Source organism: Streptomyces sp. NPDC051636, assembly GCF_044453765.1.
GTDB lineage: Bacteria > Actinomycetota > Actinomycetes > Streptomycetales > Streptomycetaceae > Streptomyces.
In genome coordinates this window covers 15,025-31,130 of record NZ_JBITDA010000021.1, presented here as the reverse complement: position 1 = coordinate 31,130, position 16,106 = coordinate 15,025, and the positions used below count along the sequence as shown (strand labels likewise).

The following is a 16,106-nucleotide window of genomic DNA, read 5'->3' as shown; positions in this document are numbered from 1 at the left end:
TCCGGCGGGTGCCTGCTGTCGGTCCAGCGGAGCCGGAGGGGGCGGAAGCGTTGGCGGGGCAGGCACCACACGGGGTTGTCTGGTGTGCTGGCGATGGCGGCCGGCCAGTAGGGGTGGGGCTCGTCGGCGGGTGGGAGGTCGACGCTGGCTTTGATTGCAGCGACGTGGCCGACCCACTGGGTGAGGATGGGCGCGGAGCAGGCAGGGCAGCGGGAGCCGTCGCCGCCCTGCCTGCTCGCGCGCCCGCTCATCAGGCCGGGATTCCGTTCATGACCGCGGTGTCGATCTGCTCGCCGATCGCCTTGACCACGTCCGCGAACGCGGTCTTGCGGACCTCGTCGGGCCGTTCCAGCTTGTAGCCGAGTTGCAGCCCGTTCTGCCCGATGCGGTGACGGAGGCGGGCGGTGAGCTTGTAGCCCTCCGAGCCCTCGAACGGCACCAGCCCGATCGTGAAGGCCTCGGGGACGGTGAGCTGTCCCTTCTGCCCGGCCTTGGACTGGACGGTTTCGACGTACTGGAACTGCCGCTGTCCGGAGGAGAGTCGGCTGGCGGACTGGAAGTCGACCTTGACGGCGGCCTGGAAGGACTGGGCGATCTCCAGCATTTCCGCGGAGGACGGCTCCAGCAGTTCCGGGAGGTGGTCTTCGAGGAACTCGGCGAACTCTTCCTGCCGCATCAGTTGGCCGTCCTGCTGGATCCACTGCTGCCATGCGGTGGTGGGGCGCAGTGCGAGGTGGAGGCGGTGGCCGGCCCAGCGGGCAATGTCGGCGGTGTTGGCGTCGAGGACGGCGGTGACGGTGAGGCGTTCGGCGTCGGCGTACACCTCGCTGTCGCTGTCGCTGTGCTTGGTCCAGTAGGCGAGGAAGGACTCGGCGTCCCGGACGGTGGTGGTGCCGGTCTTCCGGGTGGGCTGGTCCTTGTACTCGTCGCTGGTGAGGTCGACCTGGTGGACGCCGGTGGCGGTGTGGAAGGCGTACACCTTGCCGGGGGTGAGTTCGGCGGGAGGTGCGGTGCGGAGCGCGGTGTCGACGATGACCTGCGCGTTGTCGGTGTTGGTCATGGATCAGGCGTCCTTGAAGGTGTTGTTGGCGGGTGCGGTGCGGAAGTCCATGGAGAGTTGGCGGGGGTCCTCGCGGACGGGCATGCCGTCGTCGTCGAGGAAGTACAGGGACTTCACCGGGGTGGGCTTCGGCGCCTTGACGGCGGACTCGACGCCGATGGGCAGGGGTGCGGACTCGACGCCGTTGGCGGGGGGCTCGACGACGATGGTGATCGTCATGGAGCCCTTTTTGCCGTGGGCGCGGACGGCGTCGAGGAGGGTGTGGAACTCGGCGCTCAGTTCTTCCTCGGTGCGGCCGTTGAGGTGGCTGGCGAGGAATGCGGCGACGGGTGCCTGCTGGATCTCGCCGGTGTCGGGCTGGACGGTCATTCGGCAGTGCCTTTCTGCTGGTCGTTGGGTGTGGCGGTTGAGGTGTTGCACATGCGGTGGTGATCGCGACGCGCGTGACGAACCACCAGTGCAGGGAGGCTTGATCGCCTGCTCCTCTGCGTCAGATTCTACCCCGGGGTGTATAGTCACCCGCAATACATACGGCATACGCGCGGACGACCGGGGGTGTATTGCCGCTGACCGGTCAGCTACTCTGTCGACATGACGACGAAGGGCACGCCCGGCCGCATGGTCCGCATCGATGACGAGGTGTGGACGGCGTACGGGCAACTGTGCGAGGCGGAGGGGACCTCCCGCGCCGATGACATCCGTCGTCACGTCCACTCGCGCGTCGCCGCCTGGCGCAAGCAGCAGGCCCGGCAGAGCGCGCTTCAGCGCCGGCTTGACGGCCTGCGCGACTCCGAGTCCTGACACCGTTCCTCCTCTCGTCTTCGAGCCCCGCTTCGGTGGGGCTTTGTGCTGTCCGGGGTGGCGGCCGCGGGGGAAGCCGCGGCCGCCAGCTGGCGGGTCAGGTACGACCTGGGCACTGGATTCGGTGTTCGTGCGTGGGGTTCGAGCGGAGGAAGTCGGTGACCTTGTCTCGGCCTGAGGTTCGCCGGTGGTGCCAGCACGCGGTGCACAGAAAGTCGGCGACCGGGGTATGGCCCTTCTCCAGGCGCCGCACCTGCACGCCGCCGAGCCACGGGCTGCCGGTCACGCTGCGGCCTTAGCGGTACCGGTGCGCGGCATCCGCTCGGAGTCGTCCGCGATATGGGATGGCATCACGCACCCGCTGAGGCTGCACGTCGTCAGCACCCGCCCGACGGGTGGCCGGCCGCGGTCGAGGATGAATGCGATCTGCTTCGGCTTGTAGGAGCGGCCCTTGAACGACGGCCGTTCCGGGCCGGTCCAGGCGAGGTGGCCGTGGATGATGCGTTTGGTGTGGGCGTCGAAGAGGTTGCGGAGACTGGGGTACGACGTCCGGGGCGGGGCGGTGGCCTTGGCCGGGGCTCCCGTCTGCTGCGCCTCGGCGGCCTTGTGGCGGCGGTTGAGTTCCTTCTTCACCGCGCGGCGCTCCTCCGGCAGCAGGCCGCCGCGCATGCCCCACTGGTTGTCACCGGTGTTGATGGCGTCCCGCAGGCAGACCAGGCGTACCGGGCACTTCCAGCAGATGGTGCGGGCGTCGTCGATGCGGTCCTTGTCGCTGTCGGGGAACATGGTGTCGGGGTGGATGTCGGCGGCGCGGCAGGCGGCGTTGTCGCGCCAGTCGGGCTTGCGGCGGCGGTTGTCGGGGACGGATCCGGTGTAGTGGTTCACGGCTGGTCCTCTCTGTGGTCTCGGATGGCGTCCCAGAGCCGGTCGCATCCGGCATCGAGGTCGGGGTCGGGCCGCTGGTAGGCGGGCAGGTCCCAGCAGAGTTCGAGGTCGTCGACCTGGGCGGCGAGGCCCGCGTATTCGCAGGACTCGCGGATGATCCGGTCTCGTACGGACTCGTGCCGTTGCGCGCGGCGGATCTGCCAGTAGGCGGCGGGCAGGCTGAACGCGAGGACGGCGGCGGTGATCAGGACGGCAGTAGCGGTGCTCACCGGGCCACCGCCTCGTAGCCGAGCGGGTCCTCACCCGCGGCGAGCCCGTGGACGACGAGAACGAGTTGACCGCCCTTCGTCTTCTCCCCGAGCCGCATGTCCGGTCCGACCACGCGGGTGTGGTCGTCGTCGTCGAACAGGCCCGCGTCCACGAGTCCGTCCACGGCAGCCTTGAACGACGGGTACCAGTTCGCCGGGTCGGCGCGGCGGGCGGTGGCGGGGCGAAGGATGCCGAGGATGTGCGCGCGCTGGTACAGCGGGCCGGGCTTCGCCGCGGCGAGCGCGTCCATGAGCGCCGGGTTGTCGCTGACTGCTTCCATCGCGGCGTCACGGATTGCTGCGGTCAGCTTGGCCTTGGGCTTGTGGTGCATGCGCTGGTTGGCGTTCAGCAGCTTCATGCCCGCGGGGAGGGTGATGGTGTAGGGCCGGGGCCCGGCCGCCGTGGGGGCGGCCGGAACCTGCGGGGTGATCTCGAACAAGGTGCTCACGTGCGGTCCCCCTCGATGATGGTGGTGCGGCAGTCGAGGCACTGCACGCCGCCCGTCCGGAACCGGACGTGCAGGGTGGTGCGGAGCTCGACCGGGCAGCGGGCCTCGAACCGGTCGAGGGCCTCGACCGGGCGGAGCAGCGGGGTCGGGGCCGGATCGCCTGCCCGGTGCCGGCCGGTCGTGCCCGGCCAGGAGCGGCCCATCGCGACCGCGCCGACACCCACCGCGGTCATCGCCCCAGCCAAAGCCGTCAGATAGGCGCTCACGACGCACCCCCGACCGGGCGCAGCGGCCACGCCCCATCCACGACCGCGTCCGGCTTCCCAGACCGACGGAGCAACCCCTGGTAGTTCGTGGCCCACCGCTCGTGCATGGTCACCTGCCAGCCATGCAGCACCCGTGCGGGAACCTGGAGGTCCGGGTACTTCTCGGCGATCGCGCGGGCCACGTCGAGCGCGGCGAGCGCGTCAGCGTGCGCCTGGTGCGCGTCCGTCAACGCCACGCCGTAGTGCGCGGCCAGAGAGCCCAGGTTCCGGCGCCCCTTGCGGAACTTGTCGGCCGCCCGGTCCAGGACGAGGGGGTCCACGATCGGCTGCACCGCGCCGATCCGGTCGGCGACCGTGGGCACGCCGTGTCGCACGCACTCGGCGTCCAGCAGGCTGAGGTCGAATGGCGCGTTCATCACGATCAGCGCGGCCCGGCCGGCCGACAGCTCACCTGCCAGCGCGTCGGCGATCTCCTCGATCACCTGCTTCGCAGGTCGGCCATGGGCGTGGGCGTGCTCGGTGGTCACGCCGTGGATGTCGGAGGCGGCCGTAGGAATCTCGGCGCCGTCGAGGTCGGACAGCCACTCCAGCACCTGCCCGTTCGGGCGGACCAGGGCGGCCGTGACGATCCGGTCGGTGGCGATGTTGAGGCCGGAGGTCTCCGTGTCGAAGCTGGCCAGCGGCCCGCGGTGCCAGGGGAGTTCGACATGCCCGGTCAGGTCGGGCTGTACGGGGGCGGTCATTCGGAGCCTCCGGCGGTGAGTTCGGGCAGTACGGCGGCGGTGAGACGGCCCTCGCGCCAGGCCTGCATGACCTGTGCGCGGCCGTCCTTCTTGAAGCGGACGTTGTGGGTTCGCGCCCGGGCGGGGGCGATTGCGACGCCCGGCACCTCGTGGATGACGCCCGTCTCCGGGTCGGCGTACTCGGTGGCGCCGGCCGCGGTCATCTCCTTCAACAGCCGGTCGACGAAGGCCTGCCGCACGCTGGTGACGAAGCGGCGCTCGATCTCGCTGCTGTAGTTGGCGAGGACCCAGGCCTTGAACGTCTCCTCGTCCACGACCTTCGCCGCGGCTTCGCCGGAGGAGAGGCTGACGGTGGCGATGTCCGGGCCGTCCGGCAGAGACACCGCGACCTGGCGGACGCCCGTCTCCTCGGCGGCGGCTTCAAGCGCGGTGCGGGTCACCTTGCGGGCGTCGTCGTAGGCGTCCTTGACGGTGTCGAGGAGCGTCTTCAACGCGGCCTCGCGCGCTGCTGCTTCCTTCAGGTTCATGTGCTACTCCTTGAGGGCGGGGCCCCTGCCTGTTTGCGTCGGGCAGGGACCCCGTGTGTGCGGTGGACGGTCAGGCGGCGGTGCCGTTCAGCAGGGCGGTCATCTCGCGCATCTGCTGGGCGCCGGCCTCGCGGATGGGCAGGCCGTAGCTCTGCTCGAACTCCTCGTCGAGGTTGTCGAGCCCGGCGTTCGCAGCGGCGGCGCGCAGCTCTCGTTCGGCGATGTCCGCGTCGGTCTCGCCCTCAGCGACGACCTCCGCGTCCGTGACCTCGTCCTCGGCGGTCGCGGGGGGCGCTCCCTCGGGGAGTGCCTTGCCGAGTCGGGACAGGTACTCCCGCACCATCTCCCACTCGCCGGTGTCCGGCGCCTTGATGACCGCGTGAAGCAACTCAGCGTCCTTGGCCTCGGCCCACCGTTCCTTCACCTCAGCCCGGTGCGTGGCCTTGGCGGCTGCGTCGACGATGGCCTGGCCTTCTGGGTGCGTGACGATGCACTCGGGGTCCACGACGAGCGTGCCCTTCGGCTGAGGCGCGGGGGCCGCCCAGGGGTCCTGCTCGCCCTGCTGCACGCGGCGCAGTTGCTGGACCTCGGCCTCGACGATCTCGCCGTCGGCGTTGACGTTCGCCCCGAGCTCCTCCGGCGTGTAGTGCATCCCGGACAGGGCCTCTTCACAGGCGTCGCGGGCCACCTCGGTGATCGCGCGGGCCTTGAGCATCGCGGCCGGGTAGTTCTTCCACACCGCCTTCCGTGCGAGGCCCGCCTGCTCGGCGCGGGCCATCGTCCACCGTGCCTCGAACGTGTAGTCCGGGTCGTCGGCGCGGATGATCTGCGCGACGGCTTCCTGGTCGTTGCCGCGGACCCGCAGCTTGTGGCCAGCGCGCCGCACCAGCGCGGAGATCAGCGCGGCCGACGCGGACGGCTTGCCCTCGATGACGTGGATACCGGTGATCGCGGCCATCGGGTGCAGGCCCAGCGACTCGGCGTACTCCAGGGCGTACAGCAGGTTCGCGGGCTGCTTGCGGTACTGGCCGGGCAGCATGCCGGACTCGGCAAGCGCCTTCGCGTACTGCATCTTCTCGGGCAGGGTCGCTGGCGTGGCGGGTTGGTACTTGACGATCTCGGTCATGAGCGGTGGTCCTTTCGGTGGCAGGGGCAGGGCAGCCAGGTGGATGCGCCGAGCCCGGCGAACAAGCCGCAGGTGACGTCGAGCGACCATGCGGTGGCCGGGTTGGTGATGGGGAGGAGGTCAGCGACAAGGACGGCGAGGCTCGCGATGGCGACGACCGTGACCGTGTGGGCGGCGACCGCGAGGCGGTAGCGGAGGCTCATTCGTCGTCCTCCTCGTCGTAGGCGGAGGCGACGGTCAGCGCGGTCACGATGTAGCCGGTCTCGGTCTCGCCATCGGCGGACTCGGCGACCAGCTCGGCGCCGCCGTCCTCCTCGTCCTCGATCCAGTCGAGGAGGCTATTCGGCCATTCGCGGCGCAGCTCGGTCTCGCAGTGCTTCCTTGCCTCGGCGGCCGTGGTGTACAGGCCCATCACGATCGAGTCGTGCGACGCCCGGTAGACGGTCAGCTCGGAAGCAGCGTCGGCCGTCGGCGCGAGCCAACCCGCCACCTTCGCGCGGGTCTCCTCGTCGAAGACCAGCGCCACCGGGCGCCCGTCCTCAGCGATCCCACCGACCGTCAGACCCGGCGTCTCCTCCGGGGCGTGCTCCATCGCCACGTCGAACCGGGACACGACCAGCGGCGTGACCTCGCGGCCGTCACCTTCCGCCAGTTGCGTGAGCGCGGAGACGACGTCGTCGATGGCCTGCCTGTAGCCCTGATCACCTGGGTGGTCGGTGTCGTCGACGAGTTGCTCGGCAGCGGCCGCCGTGCGGGCTTCGGCCAGCGCCTCGGCACGGATATGCGCGTCGTGCTCAGCCAGGAAACTCCGGGCATCGTCCTCGTAGTACATGGACCCGCTCTCGCGGATGCACTGCACGATGTACTCGGTGTGCTGGTCGGGCCTCATGCGGCAGCACCGCCCTCGCGGCGCTGCGCCGGAACCACAGCCGCCCGGGCCGGGACCGCCGCCCGCAGCCGGTCCGCGAGTTGCGCCAGCGCCTTCCCCCGCACTCGCACCTCGCAGCCGACGCCGGTGGCGAGCTTCTCCATCAGGAGACGCTCCGGCTCCCAACCGTCGTGCTTGTGCTCGCGGGCACTGGCCCGATCGTCAACCAGCTCCAGGAACTGGGCGAGGAGTTCCTCGTCGTCCGCGATCGTCGCGACGACGTACGCGAAGTACTCCTCCATGTCCAGCGCAACGCCGTCCGGGAGGCGGCGGGTGTAGATCCGCATCGGGTCGGTGATGACCGGGCGGCGGAACAGGCGGTGCAGGTACAGGCGGATGCGGTTCATCGCGCACCTTCCGGGGAGGCGGGAGAGAGGAGCATGAGGAGCGCGGCAGCCGACACAGCGGCCTCACGCAGGGACAGGCGGACGTCATGCCAGACGTTGGCCACGGCCACCAGCAGCGGGTCCAGACGGCCGGACTCCACCAGCCGCGACATGGCCGGGCGCGGGTCGAAGTCCGCGAGGTCGGCGTCGACGAGCAGGAAGTACGGGACGCTCAGCGCCGCATAGCCGCCGACACCGAGCGACAGGAACGCCACCCACTCGGCGGGGCTGTGCGCGCTCACTGGACACCGTCCAGCGGCGGCAGATCCCGACCCAGCCGATACGGGTGGCGCCGCTGGTAGTCGTACAGGTCCTCCACCGGCTCCCGCGGCGACACCATCACTGGCAGCGGCTCACCCGCGGCCCGCTGCTCCAGTCCGACGATCCGTTTCTGAGCCGCCCGCAGCGCCTGCACTGCGTCGTCAAGGGACTCGTTGGTCGAGTGCCGCTCCTCACGAAGCGCGGCCACCTCAACCCGCAGCCGCTCCAACTCGTCAGCCGTCTCAGGCGACATGTGCCGGCCTGCCGCGTCGATCGCGAACGCGATCCCCATCGGCGTCCGGTCCTGCCCCTGCGCCCGGCAGATCAAATCCGCCAGCGATACGAGTGCCTTCGTGTTCATGCCGCCACCTGCTCAGGCTGCGCGGCCACCTGCTGGATCGCGTAGACACGCACCAACGCACCGAACTTCGGCACCTCGAAGAACAGCTCTACGTCGCGGCCGATCGACTGCGACCGCACGGCCTCGGGGTCCGCCCCGAGCGCCTCGCGCCAGGTCTCGACCTCGGCCAGCGACGCGGCCTGCACACTCACCTCGTTCGGGAAGTGCGGGTGGAAGGTGAGGTACGCGCCGGCGAACTGTGGGAAGGCCTCGGCGAGCAGCGTCGCGGCGAGCAGCGCCTGTGCTTGTGTGCCCAGCGTCCGCGGAGTGGGCTCGATTCGGGCGAGGGGGGCGAGTTGGGTAGTCTCTGTGGCCATCGGAGGCCTCTCTTCCTGAGTTGTAGAGATCGCCGATCGGGGGTCGCCAGGCCGGGCAAAGTCGGGCGGCCCTTCGGCGTTTCTCGGGTCAGCCCCGCACGGAACGGCGGGACGGCAGCGGCACCAGGTGGCCCAGCGGGTGCGGACCGGTGGCCGGTGCGGCGCCCGGCGCGGAGGCCAAGGGGCCTACGGGGGGCTCGTGGTGGAACATCTGGTCGATGCGCTCGATGTCCGCGTCGGTGAAGTACACGGTCCGGCCGAGCTTCGTGTGGGGCAGCTGCTTGATGTGCCGGCGGAGCCACGACTCCTCGACGCCGAGTTCTTCGGCGGCCGCGGGGTACTGGAGGCGGCGGGTCATGCCGGTACCGCGGCGATGTGCGGGGGCTCGCAGGGAGCTTCGACGGTCCGGCCGGTGTGCTCCCAGAGGACGAGAAGGTCGACTCCCAGCCTTTTGGCAATTGCCATTGCCTCGGTCTGGGTGGCGGTTCGCCGCTCTCCGGAGCGCAGGTGGCCGATCTTGCTGTGGTGGCAACCGGCCGCGTCGGCGAGATCGCGGACGGTGACCTCGCGGCCGTCGCCGGTGCGCTTCATCAGCCTGACGAGGAGGTCGGGGTCCACGAGGACCATGGGGTTTTGCTGCGGACGCACGTGTTCACCTCCGTAGACGGGGTGTGCGTTTCCGTGAACAAGAACGACAGTACACACCCGTAGACGGCTTGTCTACGGAAGTGCACAGTGCAGTGAGATCCGGTCAACGCTCCCCGTGCGTATGGCGCGCGCGGGGCGTTTGCGTAGACACTTCGTGCAGGGCCGCGAATGGTTGCATGCCCTGACCTGGTATTTGCTCAGTGGCTAGAAGGTTTAACGTAGACAGCAGGCGTCACGTGGGGGAGTGAGAGGGCAGAATGCACGCCATGACTGAGCAGCGGACCCGGACAGACTTCGCCGACCTTGTACGACAGCGGCGCGCTGAACTCGGCATCAGCGTCCGCAAACTGGCGGAGCAGTCCGTTGACCAGGAGACGGGCGCTCAAGCGAAGTTCGGCTGGATCAGTAAACTGGAGCGCGGTGAGAGCACCGAAGCGCCGCCGGCCGCTATCCTGCGCGCTCTCTCGGTCGGGCTTGCGATCCCTTTGCGTGTGCTTCAGGAAGCCGCTGCTGCGCAGTACCTCGAGCTGGAGTCGTTCATCTGGAGCCGGGACCGCACGACGCGCGTGCTCGCCGCCCACATCGAAGAGATGTCGGAGGGGGAGCGGCAGCAGCTCGCCGACATCGCGGAGACCTTTGCCCGCAGGCGGACGCAGCGTGACGGCACGTCAGGGCGCAAGCCAGACTAATAGTACGACTTTCCATTACTCTGTGATTCACTCTGGTCACAGCCTGACCGGTATGACACAGTCGGTGATCCGCCTGGGGGGCGCAAACGGATCACTCTGCACACACGTTCGAACACGCGAACGAGTGTGCGCTTGTACCTGGGAGGCATGCGGTGGCGGACGAGGACGGCGCACAGCCGCGCGATGACGAGCCCACGGACCAGGACCAGTCACGGGAGAACGGCGAAGAGGCGCAGCCTCAAGCAGAATTCCGAATGGAGTTGGTAGACAGCCTGCCGGGGGGCCGCGCTGTCATCGGTGTCGAGCAATACGGCGAGTTCATGTGGCTCGCCTCCAAGGAGCACGTGAGCGAGCAGGCCCGGGACGAGCTCCTAGACCAGCTCCAGCGGATAGTCCGCGAAGGCTGGTGGATCCAGAACTGGCCCGGGCGCTAACCCAGTCACACCACGCGACGGATCCCAGAGGCGGCCGCGTGAGCGCCCATCGCAGCCTCCACGGCCGCCCGGATCTCACCATCCAGGGCCTGCACCAGATGCCCGTACCGGTCGACCGTCGTCGTGATCGACTCATGCCCTAGCCGCGCCTGAATCGCCGGCAGCGGAATCCGCTCAGCAATCAGCCAGGCCACATGCGTGTGCCGCAGATCGTGAATCCTCGGCCTCTTCGGCAAGCCCTTCGCGATCGCCGCCTCGACCGCGGGGATCCACCTGCGCCGCCAGAAGTTGTCGTGCCGCCACGACTTGCCGCGTGGCGTCTCGAAGAGGAGATCCTCCGGGCGCTTGCCCGCCATACGGCGTCGCAGCATCTCCATCTGCCCGTCCGTCAACGCGATCACGCGGCGTGCCTTCTTAGTCTTCGGCGGGCCGAGGAAGTACGACGGGCCGACCTCCCCGGGCGCCGCGCGCTTCCATGACCGGTGAACGCTCACCGCCTTCCGGGTCAGGTTCACGTCCCGCACCTGCAGCGCCGTCGCCTCGCCCCAGCGCATCCCGGTGCCGACGAGCCAGTCCGCGAGGTCCCGGGCGTGCGGGTCCTGGATCTCCGCGCTGATGCGGGCGTACTCCTCGTGCTCAAGGAAGCACATCTCATCGTCGATGCCGTCGTCCACCCGGGGCAGCCGCGTGCCGGTGCAGGCGTTCTTGGAACGCAACGGCGGGTCGGCTTCGACCGCGGCCTGGACGATGGAGCTGAGCAGGCCGTGCCGGTTGGCGATGCTCTTCGGGCTCGCCGGGCGCCGCTCCCACCCCTCGGGGTTGTCCAGGTCCCGCTCGCCGGCCTCCTGCGCACGTACCCAGTCCTGGACGTCGTCGGCGGTGATGTTCGCGATCGTGGCGGGCACGACGCGCCCGGACGCCTCGACGTGCCGGAATGAGGAGAAGTGGTTGGCGATGTCGCGACGGTAGTCCTGGCGGGTGCGCTCGTCGATGCCGGTGAGCCGGTCGACGTAGCGGTGCGCCCAGTCGATGAGCGGCATGTCGCCGTCGACCGTCGGCTCCTCGACGAAGCCCTTTCCCTTGACCCAGCCGGGCGGCCACTGCTGGCCGTGGATGTCGACGAGGGCTTTGAACTGGGCGGCGCCCGCTCGGTCGCCGAAGGTTTCTGTCTGCCAGCTGCCACCGCGTCCGCCTTGGAGCCAGCGGACCTGGTGGATGTGGGTTCCGTCCTTGCGTTCGCGCTGTCGGATGCTCGCCATGAGGGGAAGAGTAGGGGAGCAGGGACAGTTGTGTTAGGCCCATGTTTGGCCGGGCAGTCTGTACGTGCTGGTAGAAGGCGGAGGCGGACGGGAATCGAACCCGCCTGCCCGAGATCCTCGGGCACCTCGGTTTTGAAGACCGGGAGGGCCACCAGGCACCCACACGCCTCCACCGGCCGCCAGGCTACCGGAGGCCAACCCCAGGAGACCCGGATGACCACGCTCCCCGGAACACCCTTCCGGCTCACCCAGTTCGCCCACGGCGGCGGCTGCGCCTGCAAGATCCCGCCCGGGGAACTGGAGGAGGTGCTCGGCGCGCTCGCCGCGCCACCGCCCGCCCCGAGCGACACGCCGCTGCTGGTCGGCCTGGCCACCGGCGACGACGCGGCCGTGGTCGCGCTGCCCGCGCCGGGCGGGGACAGCGCGCAGGCGCTGGTGGCCACCGCCGACTTCTTCACCCCGGTCGTCGACGATCCGTACGACTGGGGGCGCATCGCAGCCGCCAACGCCCTCTCGGACGTCTACGCCATGGGCGGCCGCCCGGTCCTCGCCGTCAACCTCCTGTCCTGGCCCCGGGACGTCCTGCCCTTCGACCTGGCCCGCGAGGTCCTGCGCGGCGGCCTCGACATCGCCACCGAGGCGGGCTGTCACGTGGGCGGCGGGCACAGCGTGGACGACCCGGAACCCAAATACGGCATGGCAGTCACCGGACTCGCCGACCCCCGGCGGCTGCTGCGCAACGACGCCGGCCGCCCCGGCCTGCCCCTGTCGCTGACCAAACCCCTCGGCCTGGGAGTGCTGAACAACCGGCACAAGGCCACCGGCGAGCGCTTCGAGCAGGCGGTCGCCACCATGGTGGCGCTCAACCGGGACGCGTCCGCCGCCGCCCTGGCCGCCGGCGCCTCCTGCGCCACCGACGTCACCGGTTTCGGTTTCCTCGGCCATCTGCACAAGCTGGCGCGGGCGTCGGGTGTGACCGCGGTGGTGGACACCGCGGCCGTGCCGTACCTGGAGGGTGCCCGGGAGGCCGTACGCGAGGGGTACGTCAGCGGCGGCACCCGGCGCAACCTGGAGTGGGTGGCGCCGTTCACCGACTTCGGGGACACGGACGCCGACACGCGGCTGCTGCTGGCCGACGCCCAGACCTCGGGCGGGCTGCTCGTCGCGGGGGAGGTGCCCGGAGCGCCGGTGGTCGGGGAGCTGGTGCCACGCGGGCCGCACTCCGTCGTCCTTCGGTGAGCCGGCAGGCGGTCAGACCTCGGTGCCGGTCCGCTCGTCGATGCCCGCCCGCGCCCGGTAGGCGCGCACCAGCTCCACCGCGGCCGGACCCCGGGGGCGGCGCCCCGGCCTGATGTCGACGGCGAAGGCCTTCGTCTCCTGGATGTGGCTGTTGGGGTCGAGGGACAGGTGCACCAGTTCGTTGGCGGCGTCGCCGGTGCTGTAGCCGTTCGGCCCCCAGTGATAGGGCAGCCCCACCTGGTGCAGGGTCCGCCCGTGCACGGTCAGCGGCGGCACCCGGTCGGTGACCAGCACCCGCGCCTCGATGACGTTCCGCGCGCTGACGATCGTCGCCCAGCCGGTGTGCTCCAGGCCGCGTTCGGCGGCGAGTTCCGGAGACACCTCGCAGAAGAACTCCGGCTGCAGCTCCGCCAGATAGGGCTGCCAGCGGGACATGCCGCCCGCCGTGTGGTGCTCGGTGAGCCGGTAGGTGGTGGCGACGTACGGGAACACCTCCGAGCCGGGCTCGTCGGCGCTGGGCTGGTAGCGGTTGTCCGGGTGCGGCGGCAGCAACTGCCGTACGGGGTTGCGCTGCCGGCCGTACAGCAGGTTGGGGAACGGCGAGTCCTGCGGCTCGTAGTGCGTCGGCAGCGGGCCGTCGGTCAGCCCGGACGGCACGTACAGCCACGCCTTGCCGTCGGCCTGCATGATGAACGGGTCCGTGCCCGACAGCGCCTGGGGTCCCCGCGCGTCCGGCGGCGGCCGGTGGCCGGGGGACTTGTCCTTGCTGAAGTCGGGGACGTCGTGGCCGGTCCACTGCCCCCGGTCCGTGTCCCACCACACCAGCGCCTTGCGCTCGCTCCAGGGTCTGCCGTCCGGGTCGGCCGAGGCGCGGTTGTACAGGATCCGCCGGTTGGCGGGCCAGGCCCAGGCCCACTCGGCCGCGACCCAGTCCTGCTCCCGGCCGGGCTTGCGGCGAGCGGCCTGGTTGACACCGTCGGCGTACACCCCGCAGTAGATCCAGCAGCCGCAGGAGGTCGAGCCGTCGGGGCGCAGCTGCTCGTACGACGACAGCGGACTGCCGCCGGCGTCGTGGCCGTTGATCTCGGCGAGGACGGCCTCCGCGTCCGGTTCGGCGTGGCTGCCCTTGGTGGGGTAGTCCCAGGTCAGGTCGAGCACGGGCCGGTCCATCGGATCGGGGGACCCGGCGAGCTTCGCCCGGATGATCCGCCCCAGGTGGAACACGAACCACAGGTCGCTGCGCGCCTCGCCGGGCGGCTCGACCGCCTGGTGGTGCCACTGCAGCAGGCGCTGGGTGTTGGTGAAGGTGCCGTCCTTCTCGGTGTGCGCGGCGGCGGGCAGGAAGAACACCTCGGTGCGGATGTCCTCGGTGCGCAGCTCGCCCGTCTCGATCTCCGGGCCGTCCCGCCACCAGGTGGCCGACTCGATCAGGGAGAAGTCCCGGACGACGAGCCAGTCCAGGTTGGCCATGCCCAGCCGCTGCAGCTTGGAGTTGGCCGAGCCGACGGCCGGGTTCTCGCCCATGAGGAAGTAGCCCTTGCAGGTGCCCTCCAGCTGGGTCATGACCGTCTCGTAGGTCGAGTGCGAGCCCGTCAGGCGTGGCAGGTAGTCGAAGCAGAAGTCGTTGTCCGCAGTCGCGGCGTCGCCCCAGTACGCCTTGAGCAGGCTCACCAGGTAGGAGCGCATGTTGCCCCAGTAGCCCTTGTGCGCCGCCTCGGCCTGGACGAAGGCGTCCAGGTCCTGGTTCTGGTGCGCGTGCGGCATCGGGATGTAGCCGGGGAGGAGGTTGAACAGGGTGGAGATGTCCGTCGACCCCTGGATGGAGGCGTGTCCGCGCAGCGCGAGGATGCCGCCGCCCGGCCGGCCGATGTTGCCGAGCAGGCTCTGCAGGACGCAGGCCGCGCGGATGTACTGGACGCCCACCGTGTGCTGGGTCCAGCCGACCGCGTAGGCGAAGGCGGTGGTCCGCTCGCGTCCGGAGTTGTCCGTGACGAGTTCGCACACCTGCCGGAAGAGGTCCTGCGGCACGCCGCAGATCCGCTCGACCATCTCCGGCGTGTAGCGGGCGTAGTGCCGCTTGAGGACCTGGAAGACGCAGCGCGGGTGGGTCAGCGTCTCGTCCCGCTCCGGCTCCCCCTCACCGATGGCGGCGCCGCCGGAGCCGTGCGCCTCCCCGCGCGCGGCCTCGCTCACCGAACTGCCGCCGCCGGTGCGCTCCTCGTACTCCTGGTCGCGCTCGCCCGAGGCGGCCTGCACCTCCGTGCCCTCGTACTGCCAGCTGCCGTTGTCGTAGCTGCGGGTGCCGGTGTCGAGGCCGGAGAAGACGCCGTCGAGGTCCTCGGTGTCGCGGAAGTCCTCCCGCAGCACGACTGGCGCGTTGGTGTAGGCCACGACGTAGTCACGGAAGTACTTCCCGCTCTGCAGGACGTGGTTGATGATCCCGCCGAGGAAGGCGATGTCCGTACCGGCGCGCAGCGGCACGTGCACGTCGGCCAGCGCGCTGGTGCGGGTGAAGCGCGGGTCCACGTGGATCACCTTCGCGCCCCGGGCCTTGGCCTCCATCACCCACTGGAACCCGACCGGATGGCACTCGGCCATGTTCGAGCCCTGGATGACGATGCAGTCGGAGTTCTGCAGGTCCTGCTGGAAGGTGGTCGCGCCGCCGCGTCCGAACGAGGTTCCCAGACCGGGAACGGTGGAGGAGTGTCAAACACGGGCCTGGTTCTCGATCTGAATGGCCCCGAGCGCGGTGAACAGCTTCTTGATCAGGTAGTTCTCTTCGTCGTCGAGCGTCGCCCCGCCGAGGCTGGCGATGCCGAGCGTGCGCCGGGTGCGGGTCTCGTCGACCTCCCACTGCCAGCCGGCGCGGCGCGCCGCGATCACCCGGTCGGCGATCATGTCCATGGCCGTGTGGAGGTCGAGGCGCTCCCAGGCGGTACCGTGCGGGCGTCGGTAGAGCACCTGGTGTTCGCGGGCGTCACCGGTGGTCAGCTGGAGGCTGGCGGCACCCTTGGGGCACAGCCGCCCGCGCGAGACGGGGGAGTCGGGGTCGCCCTCGATCTGCGTGACCCGCCCGTCCTCGACGTAGACGTTCTGGCCGCAGCCCACGGCGCAGTACGGGCACACCGACTTCACCACCCGGTCGGCGGTGGCGACCCGCGGGGTGAGCCGCGCGCTGGTCCCGCTCATGGCGGCGGCGCCCCGGCCCAGCGGGTCCGTCCCCGTGAGCTGGCGGTACACCGGCCAGGAGTCGATCCATGTGCGTACGCCCATGACGTCCGCCCTCTCGGTGCCGGATGCCGTGATCGGCGGTTCCCGCTCCTTACAGGGAGATTGTCCCGCGGCAAGGCGGCCACGGCATCCGCGGGCAGGTACCCCGG

At 70.3% G+C, this 16,106-nt stretch carries 23 protein-coding genes and 1 tRNA gene; 4 read left to right on the top strand and 20 right to left on the bottom strand.

Translation table 11 applies throughout. The features are described 5' to 3' along the window. Positions 1-250: 250 nt before the first annotated feature. Both ACIBBH_RS29785 and ACIBBH_RS29780 read right to left on the bottom strand, forming a co-directional pair. Entirely contained in the window at positions 251-1,060 is an 810-nt protein-coding gene (locus tag ACIBBH_RS29785) for a DUF2303 family protein (protein WP_399409851.1), read from the bottom strand. 3 nt (positions 1,061-1,063) lie between these two features. Then, complete coding sequence (locus ACIBBH_RS29780; RefSeq protein ID WP_399409849.1) at positions 1,064-1,429, bottom strand: hypothetical protein; 366 nt, start codon at positions 1,427-1,429, stop codon at positions 1,064-1,066. A gap of 222 nt (positions 1,430-1,651) precedes the next feature. On the opposite strand from ACIBBH_RS29780, the gene ACIBBH_RS29775 reads away from it, so the two are divergent. Continuing rightward, on the top strand, positions 1,652-1,861 hold the full coding sequence (locus ACIBBH_RS29775; protein WP_399409847.1) for a hypothetical protein: 210 nt from the start codon (positions 1,652-1,654) through the stop codon (positions 1,859-1,861). Between the two features lie 282 nt (positions 1,862-2,143). Here the strand turns inward: ACIBBH_RS29775 and ACIBBH_RS29770 are convergent, their stop codons facing one another. The 15 genes from ACIBBH_RS29770 to ACIBBH_RS29700 form a co-directional block, all read right to left on the bottom strand. After that, positions 2,144-2,746, bottom strand: a complete 603-nt coding sequence (locus tag ACIBBH_RS29770) for a WhiB family transcriptional regulator (RefSeq protein ID WP_399409845.1) — start codon at positions 2,744-2,746, stop codon at positions 2,144-2,146. Beyond that, on the bottom strand, positions 2,743-3,015 hold the full coding sequence (locus tag ACIBBH_RS29765; RefSeq protein ID WP_399409843.1) for a hypothetical protein: 273 nt from the start codon (positions 3,013-3,015) through the stop codon (positions 2,743-2,745). The genes ACIBBH_RS29770 and ACIBBH_RS29765 overlap by 4 nt, the downstream gene beginning before the upstream one ends. Then, positions 3,012-3,503 (bottom strand): hypothetical protein, encoded by a 492-nt coding sequence (locus ACIBBH_RS29760; RefSeq protein WP_399409841.1) that lies wholly within the window; start codon positions 3,501-3,503, stop codon positions 3,012-3,014. The genes ACIBBH_RS29765 and ACIBBH_RS29760 overlap by 4 nt, the downstream gene beginning before the upstream one ends. Continuing rightward, entirely contained in the window at positions 3,500-3,769 is a 270-nt protein-coding gene (locus tag ACIBBH_RS29755) for a hypothetical protein (protein WP_399409839.1), read from the bottom strand. The genes ACIBBH_RS29760 and ACIBBH_RS29755 overlap by 4 nt, the downstream gene beginning before the upstream one ends. Next, on the bottom strand, positions 3,766-4,512 hold the full coding sequence (locus ACIBBH_RS29750; RefSeq protein WP_399409837.1) for an exonuclease domain-containing protein: 747 nt from the start codon (positions 4,510-4,512) through the stop codon (positions 3,766-3,768). Before ACIBBH_RS29750 ends, ACIBBH_RS29755 begins: the two co-directional genes overlap by 4 nt. Beyond that, positions 4,509-5,039 (bottom strand): hypothetical protein, encoded by a 531-nt coding sequence (locus ACIBBH_RS29745; protein WP_399409836.1) that lies wholly within the window; start codon positions 5,037-5,039, stop codon positions 4,509-4,511. The genes ACIBBH_RS29750 and ACIBBH_RS29745 overlap by 4 nt, the downstream gene beginning before the upstream one ends. Before the next feature lie 70 nt (positions 5,040-5,109). Beyond that, complete coding sequence (locus tag ACIBBH_RS29740) at positions 5,110-6,165, bottom strand: hypothetical protein (protein ID WP_399409834.1); 1,056 nt, start codon at positions 6,163-6,165, stop codon at positions 5,110-5,112. After that, entirely contained in the window at positions 6,162-6,368 is a 207-nt protein-coding gene (locus ACIBBH_RS29735) for a hypothetical protein (protein WP_399409832.1), read from the bottom strand. Before ACIBBH_RS29735 ends, ACIBBH_RS29740 begins: the two co-directional genes overlap by 4 nt. After that, complete coding sequence (locus ACIBBH_RS29730; protein WP_399409830.1) at positions 6,365-7,054, bottom strand: hypothetical protein; 690 nt, start codon at positions 7,052-7,054, stop codon at positions 6,365-6,367. Before ACIBBH_RS29730 ends, ACIBBH_RS29735 begins: the two co-directional genes overlap by 4 nt. Beyond that, positions 7,051-7,440 carry a hypothetical protein gene (locus tag ACIBBH_RS29725; RefSeq protein ID WP_399409828.1) on the bottom strand — a complete coding sequence of 130 codons (390 nt, stop codon included), beginning with the start codon at positions 7,438-7,440 and terminating at the stop codon, positions 7,051-7,053. The genes ACIBBH_RS29730 and ACIBBH_RS29725 overlap by 4 nt, the downstream gene beginning before the upstream one ends. Next, entirely contained in the window at positions 7,437-7,721 is a 285-nt protein-coding gene (locus tag ACIBBH_RS29720; RefSeq protein ID WP_399409826.1) for a hypothetical protein, read from the bottom strand. The genes ACIBBH_RS29725 and ACIBBH_RS29720 overlap by 4 nt, the downstream gene beginning before the upstream one ends. Beyond that, complete coding sequence (locus ACIBBH_RS29715; protein ID WP_399409824.1) at positions 7,718-8,101, bottom strand: hypothetical protein; 384 nt, start codon at positions 8,099-8,101, stop codon at positions 7,718-7,720. Before ACIBBH_RS29715 ends, ACIBBH_RS29720 begins: the two co-directional genes overlap by 4 nt. Then, entirely contained in the window at positions 8,098-8,457 is a 360-nt protein-coding gene (locus ACIBBH_RS29710; protein ID WP_399409822.1) for a hypothetical protein, read from the bottom strand. The genes ACIBBH_RS29715 and ACIBBH_RS29710 overlap by 4 nt, the downstream gene beginning before the upstream one ends. Before the next feature lie 88 nt (positions 8,458-8,545). Beyond that, positions 8,546-8,815 carry a helix-turn-helix domain-containing protein gene (locus ACIBBH_RS29705; protein WP_399409820.1) on the bottom strand — a complete coding sequence of 90 codons (270 nt, stop codon included), beginning with the start codon at positions 8,813-8,815 and terminating at the stop codon, positions 8,546-8,548. Beyond that, entirely contained in the window at positions 8,812-9,105 is a 294-nt protein-coding gene (locus tag ACIBBH_RS29700; RefSeq protein ID WP_399409818.1) for a helix-turn-helix domain-containing protein, read from the bottom strand. The genes ACIBBH_RS29705 and ACIBBH_RS29700 overlap by 4 nt, the downstream gene beginning before the upstream one ends. A gap of 266 nt (positions 9,106-9,371) precedes the next feature. On the opposite strand from ACIBBH_RS29700, the gene ACIBBH_RS29695 reads away from it, so the two are divergent. Together ACIBBH_RS29695 and ACIBBH_RS29690 are read left to right on the top strand one after the other, a co-directional pair. After that, positions 9,372-9,794: an XRE family transcriptional regulator gene (locus tag ACIBBH_RS29695; protein ID WP_399409816.1), complete on the top strand. Its 423-nt coding sequence runs from the start codon at positions 9,372-9,374 to the stop codon at positions 9,792-9,794. Between the two features lie 152 nt (positions 9,795-9,946). Further along, a complete protein-coding gene (locus tag ACIBBH_RS29690) occupies positions 9,947-10,228 on the top strand; it encodes a hypothetical protein (RefSeq protein WP_399409814.1) in 282 nt (93 codons plus the stop codon). Positions 10,229-10,233: 5 nt separating this feature from the next. Here ACIBBH_RS29690 and ACIBBH_RS29685 read toward each other — a convergent pair whose 3' ends face one another. Beyond that, positions 10,234-11,487 (bottom strand): tyrosine-type recombinase/integrase, encoded by a 1,254-nt coding sequence (locus ACIBBH_RS29685; RefSeq protein WP_399409812.1) that lies wholly within the window; start codon positions 11,485-11,487, stop codon positions 10,234-10,236. Between the two features lie 78 nt (positions 11,488-11,565). After that, positions 11,566-11,658: transfer RNA gene (locus tag ACIBBH_RS29680), tRNA-Sec, on the bottom strand. Positions 11,659-11,700: 42 nt separating this feature from the next. Here ACIBBH_RS29680 and selD point away from each other — a divergent pair. Further along, a complete protein-coding gene (gene selD, locus ACIBBH_RS29675; protein WP_399409810.1) occupies positions 11,701-12,726 on the top strand; it encodes a selenide, water dikinase SelD in 1,026 nt (341 codons plus the stop codon). 12 nt (positions 12,727-12,738) lie between these two features. Here the strand turns inward: selD and fdh are convergent, their stop codons facing one another. Then, a complete protein-coding gene (gene fdh, locus ACIBBH_RS29670; protein ID WP_399409808.1) occupies positions 12,739-15,999 on the bottom strand; it encodes a formate dehydrogenase in 3,261 nt (1,086 codons plus the stop codon). Between the last annotated feature and the right edge of the window lie 107 nt (positions 16,000-16,106).

Excerpts from the sequence above, each read along its gene's own strand:
- ACIBBH_RS29730 (WP_399409830.1), bottom strand. The coding sequence starts at position 7,054 with ATGAGGCCCGACCAGCACACCGAGTACATCGTGCAGTGCATCCGCGAG.
- ACIBBH_RS29715 (WP_399409824.1), bottom strand. The coding sequence starts at position 8,101 with ATGAACACGAAGGCACTCGTATCGCTGGCGGATTTGATCTGCCGGGCG.
- ACIBBH_RS29785 (WP_399409851.1), bottom strand. The coding sequence starts at position 1,060 with ATGACCAACACCGACAACGCGCAGGTCATCGTCGACACCGCGCTCCGC.
- ACIBBH_RS29750 (WP_399409837.1), bottom strand. The coding sequence starts at position 4,512 with ATGACCGCCCCCGTACAGCCCGACCTGACCGGGCATGTCGAACTCCCC.
- ACIBBH_RS29745 (WP_399409836.1), bottom strand. The coding sequence starts at position 5,039 with ATGAACCTGAAGGAAGCAGCAGCGCGCGAGGCCGCGTTGAAGACGCTC.
- ACIBBH_RS29775 (WP_399409847.1), top strand. The coding sequence starts at position 1,652 with ATGACGACGAAGGGCACGCCCGGCCGCATGGTCCGCATCGATGACGAG.
- ACIBBH_RS29780 (WP_399409849.1), bottom strand. The coding sequence starts at position 1,429 with ATGACCGTCCAGCCCGACACCGGCGAGATCCAGCAGGCACCCGTCGCC.
- selD (WP_399409810.1), top strand. The coding sequence starts at position 11,701 with ATGACCACGCTCCCCGGAACACCCTTCCGGCTCACCCAGTTCGCCCAC.
- ACIBBH_RS29735 (WP_399409832.1), bottom strand. The coding sequence starts at position 6,368 with ATGAGCCTCCGCTACCGCCTCGCGGTCGCCGCCCACACGGTCACGGTC.
- ACIBBH_RS29725 (WP_399409828.1), bottom strand. The coding sequence starts at position 7,440 with ATGAACCGCATCCGCCTGTACCTGCACCGCCTGTTCCGCCGCCCGGTC.
- ACIBBH_RS29740 (WP_399409834.1), bottom strand. The coding sequence starts at position 6,165 with ATGACCGAGATCGTCAAGTACCAACCCGCCACGCCAGCGACCCTGCCC.
- ACIBBH_RS29710 (WP_399409822.1), bottom strand. The coding sequence starts at position 8,457 with ATGGCCACAGAGACTACCCAACTCGCCCCCCTCGCCCGAATCGAGCCC.
- ACIBBH_RS29685 (WP_399409812.1), bottom strand. The coding sequence starts at position 11,487 with ATGGCGAGCATCCGACAGCGCGAACGCAAGGACGGAACCCACATCCAC.
- ACIBBH_RS29705 (WP_399409820.1), bottom strand. The coding sequence starts at position 8,815 with ATGACCCGCCGCCTCCAGTACCCCGCGGCCGCCGAAGAACTCGGCGTC.
- ACIBBH_RS29695 (WP_399409816.1), top strand. The coding sequence starts at position 9,372 with ATGACTGAGCAGCGGACCCGGACAGACTTCGCCGACCTTGTACGACAG.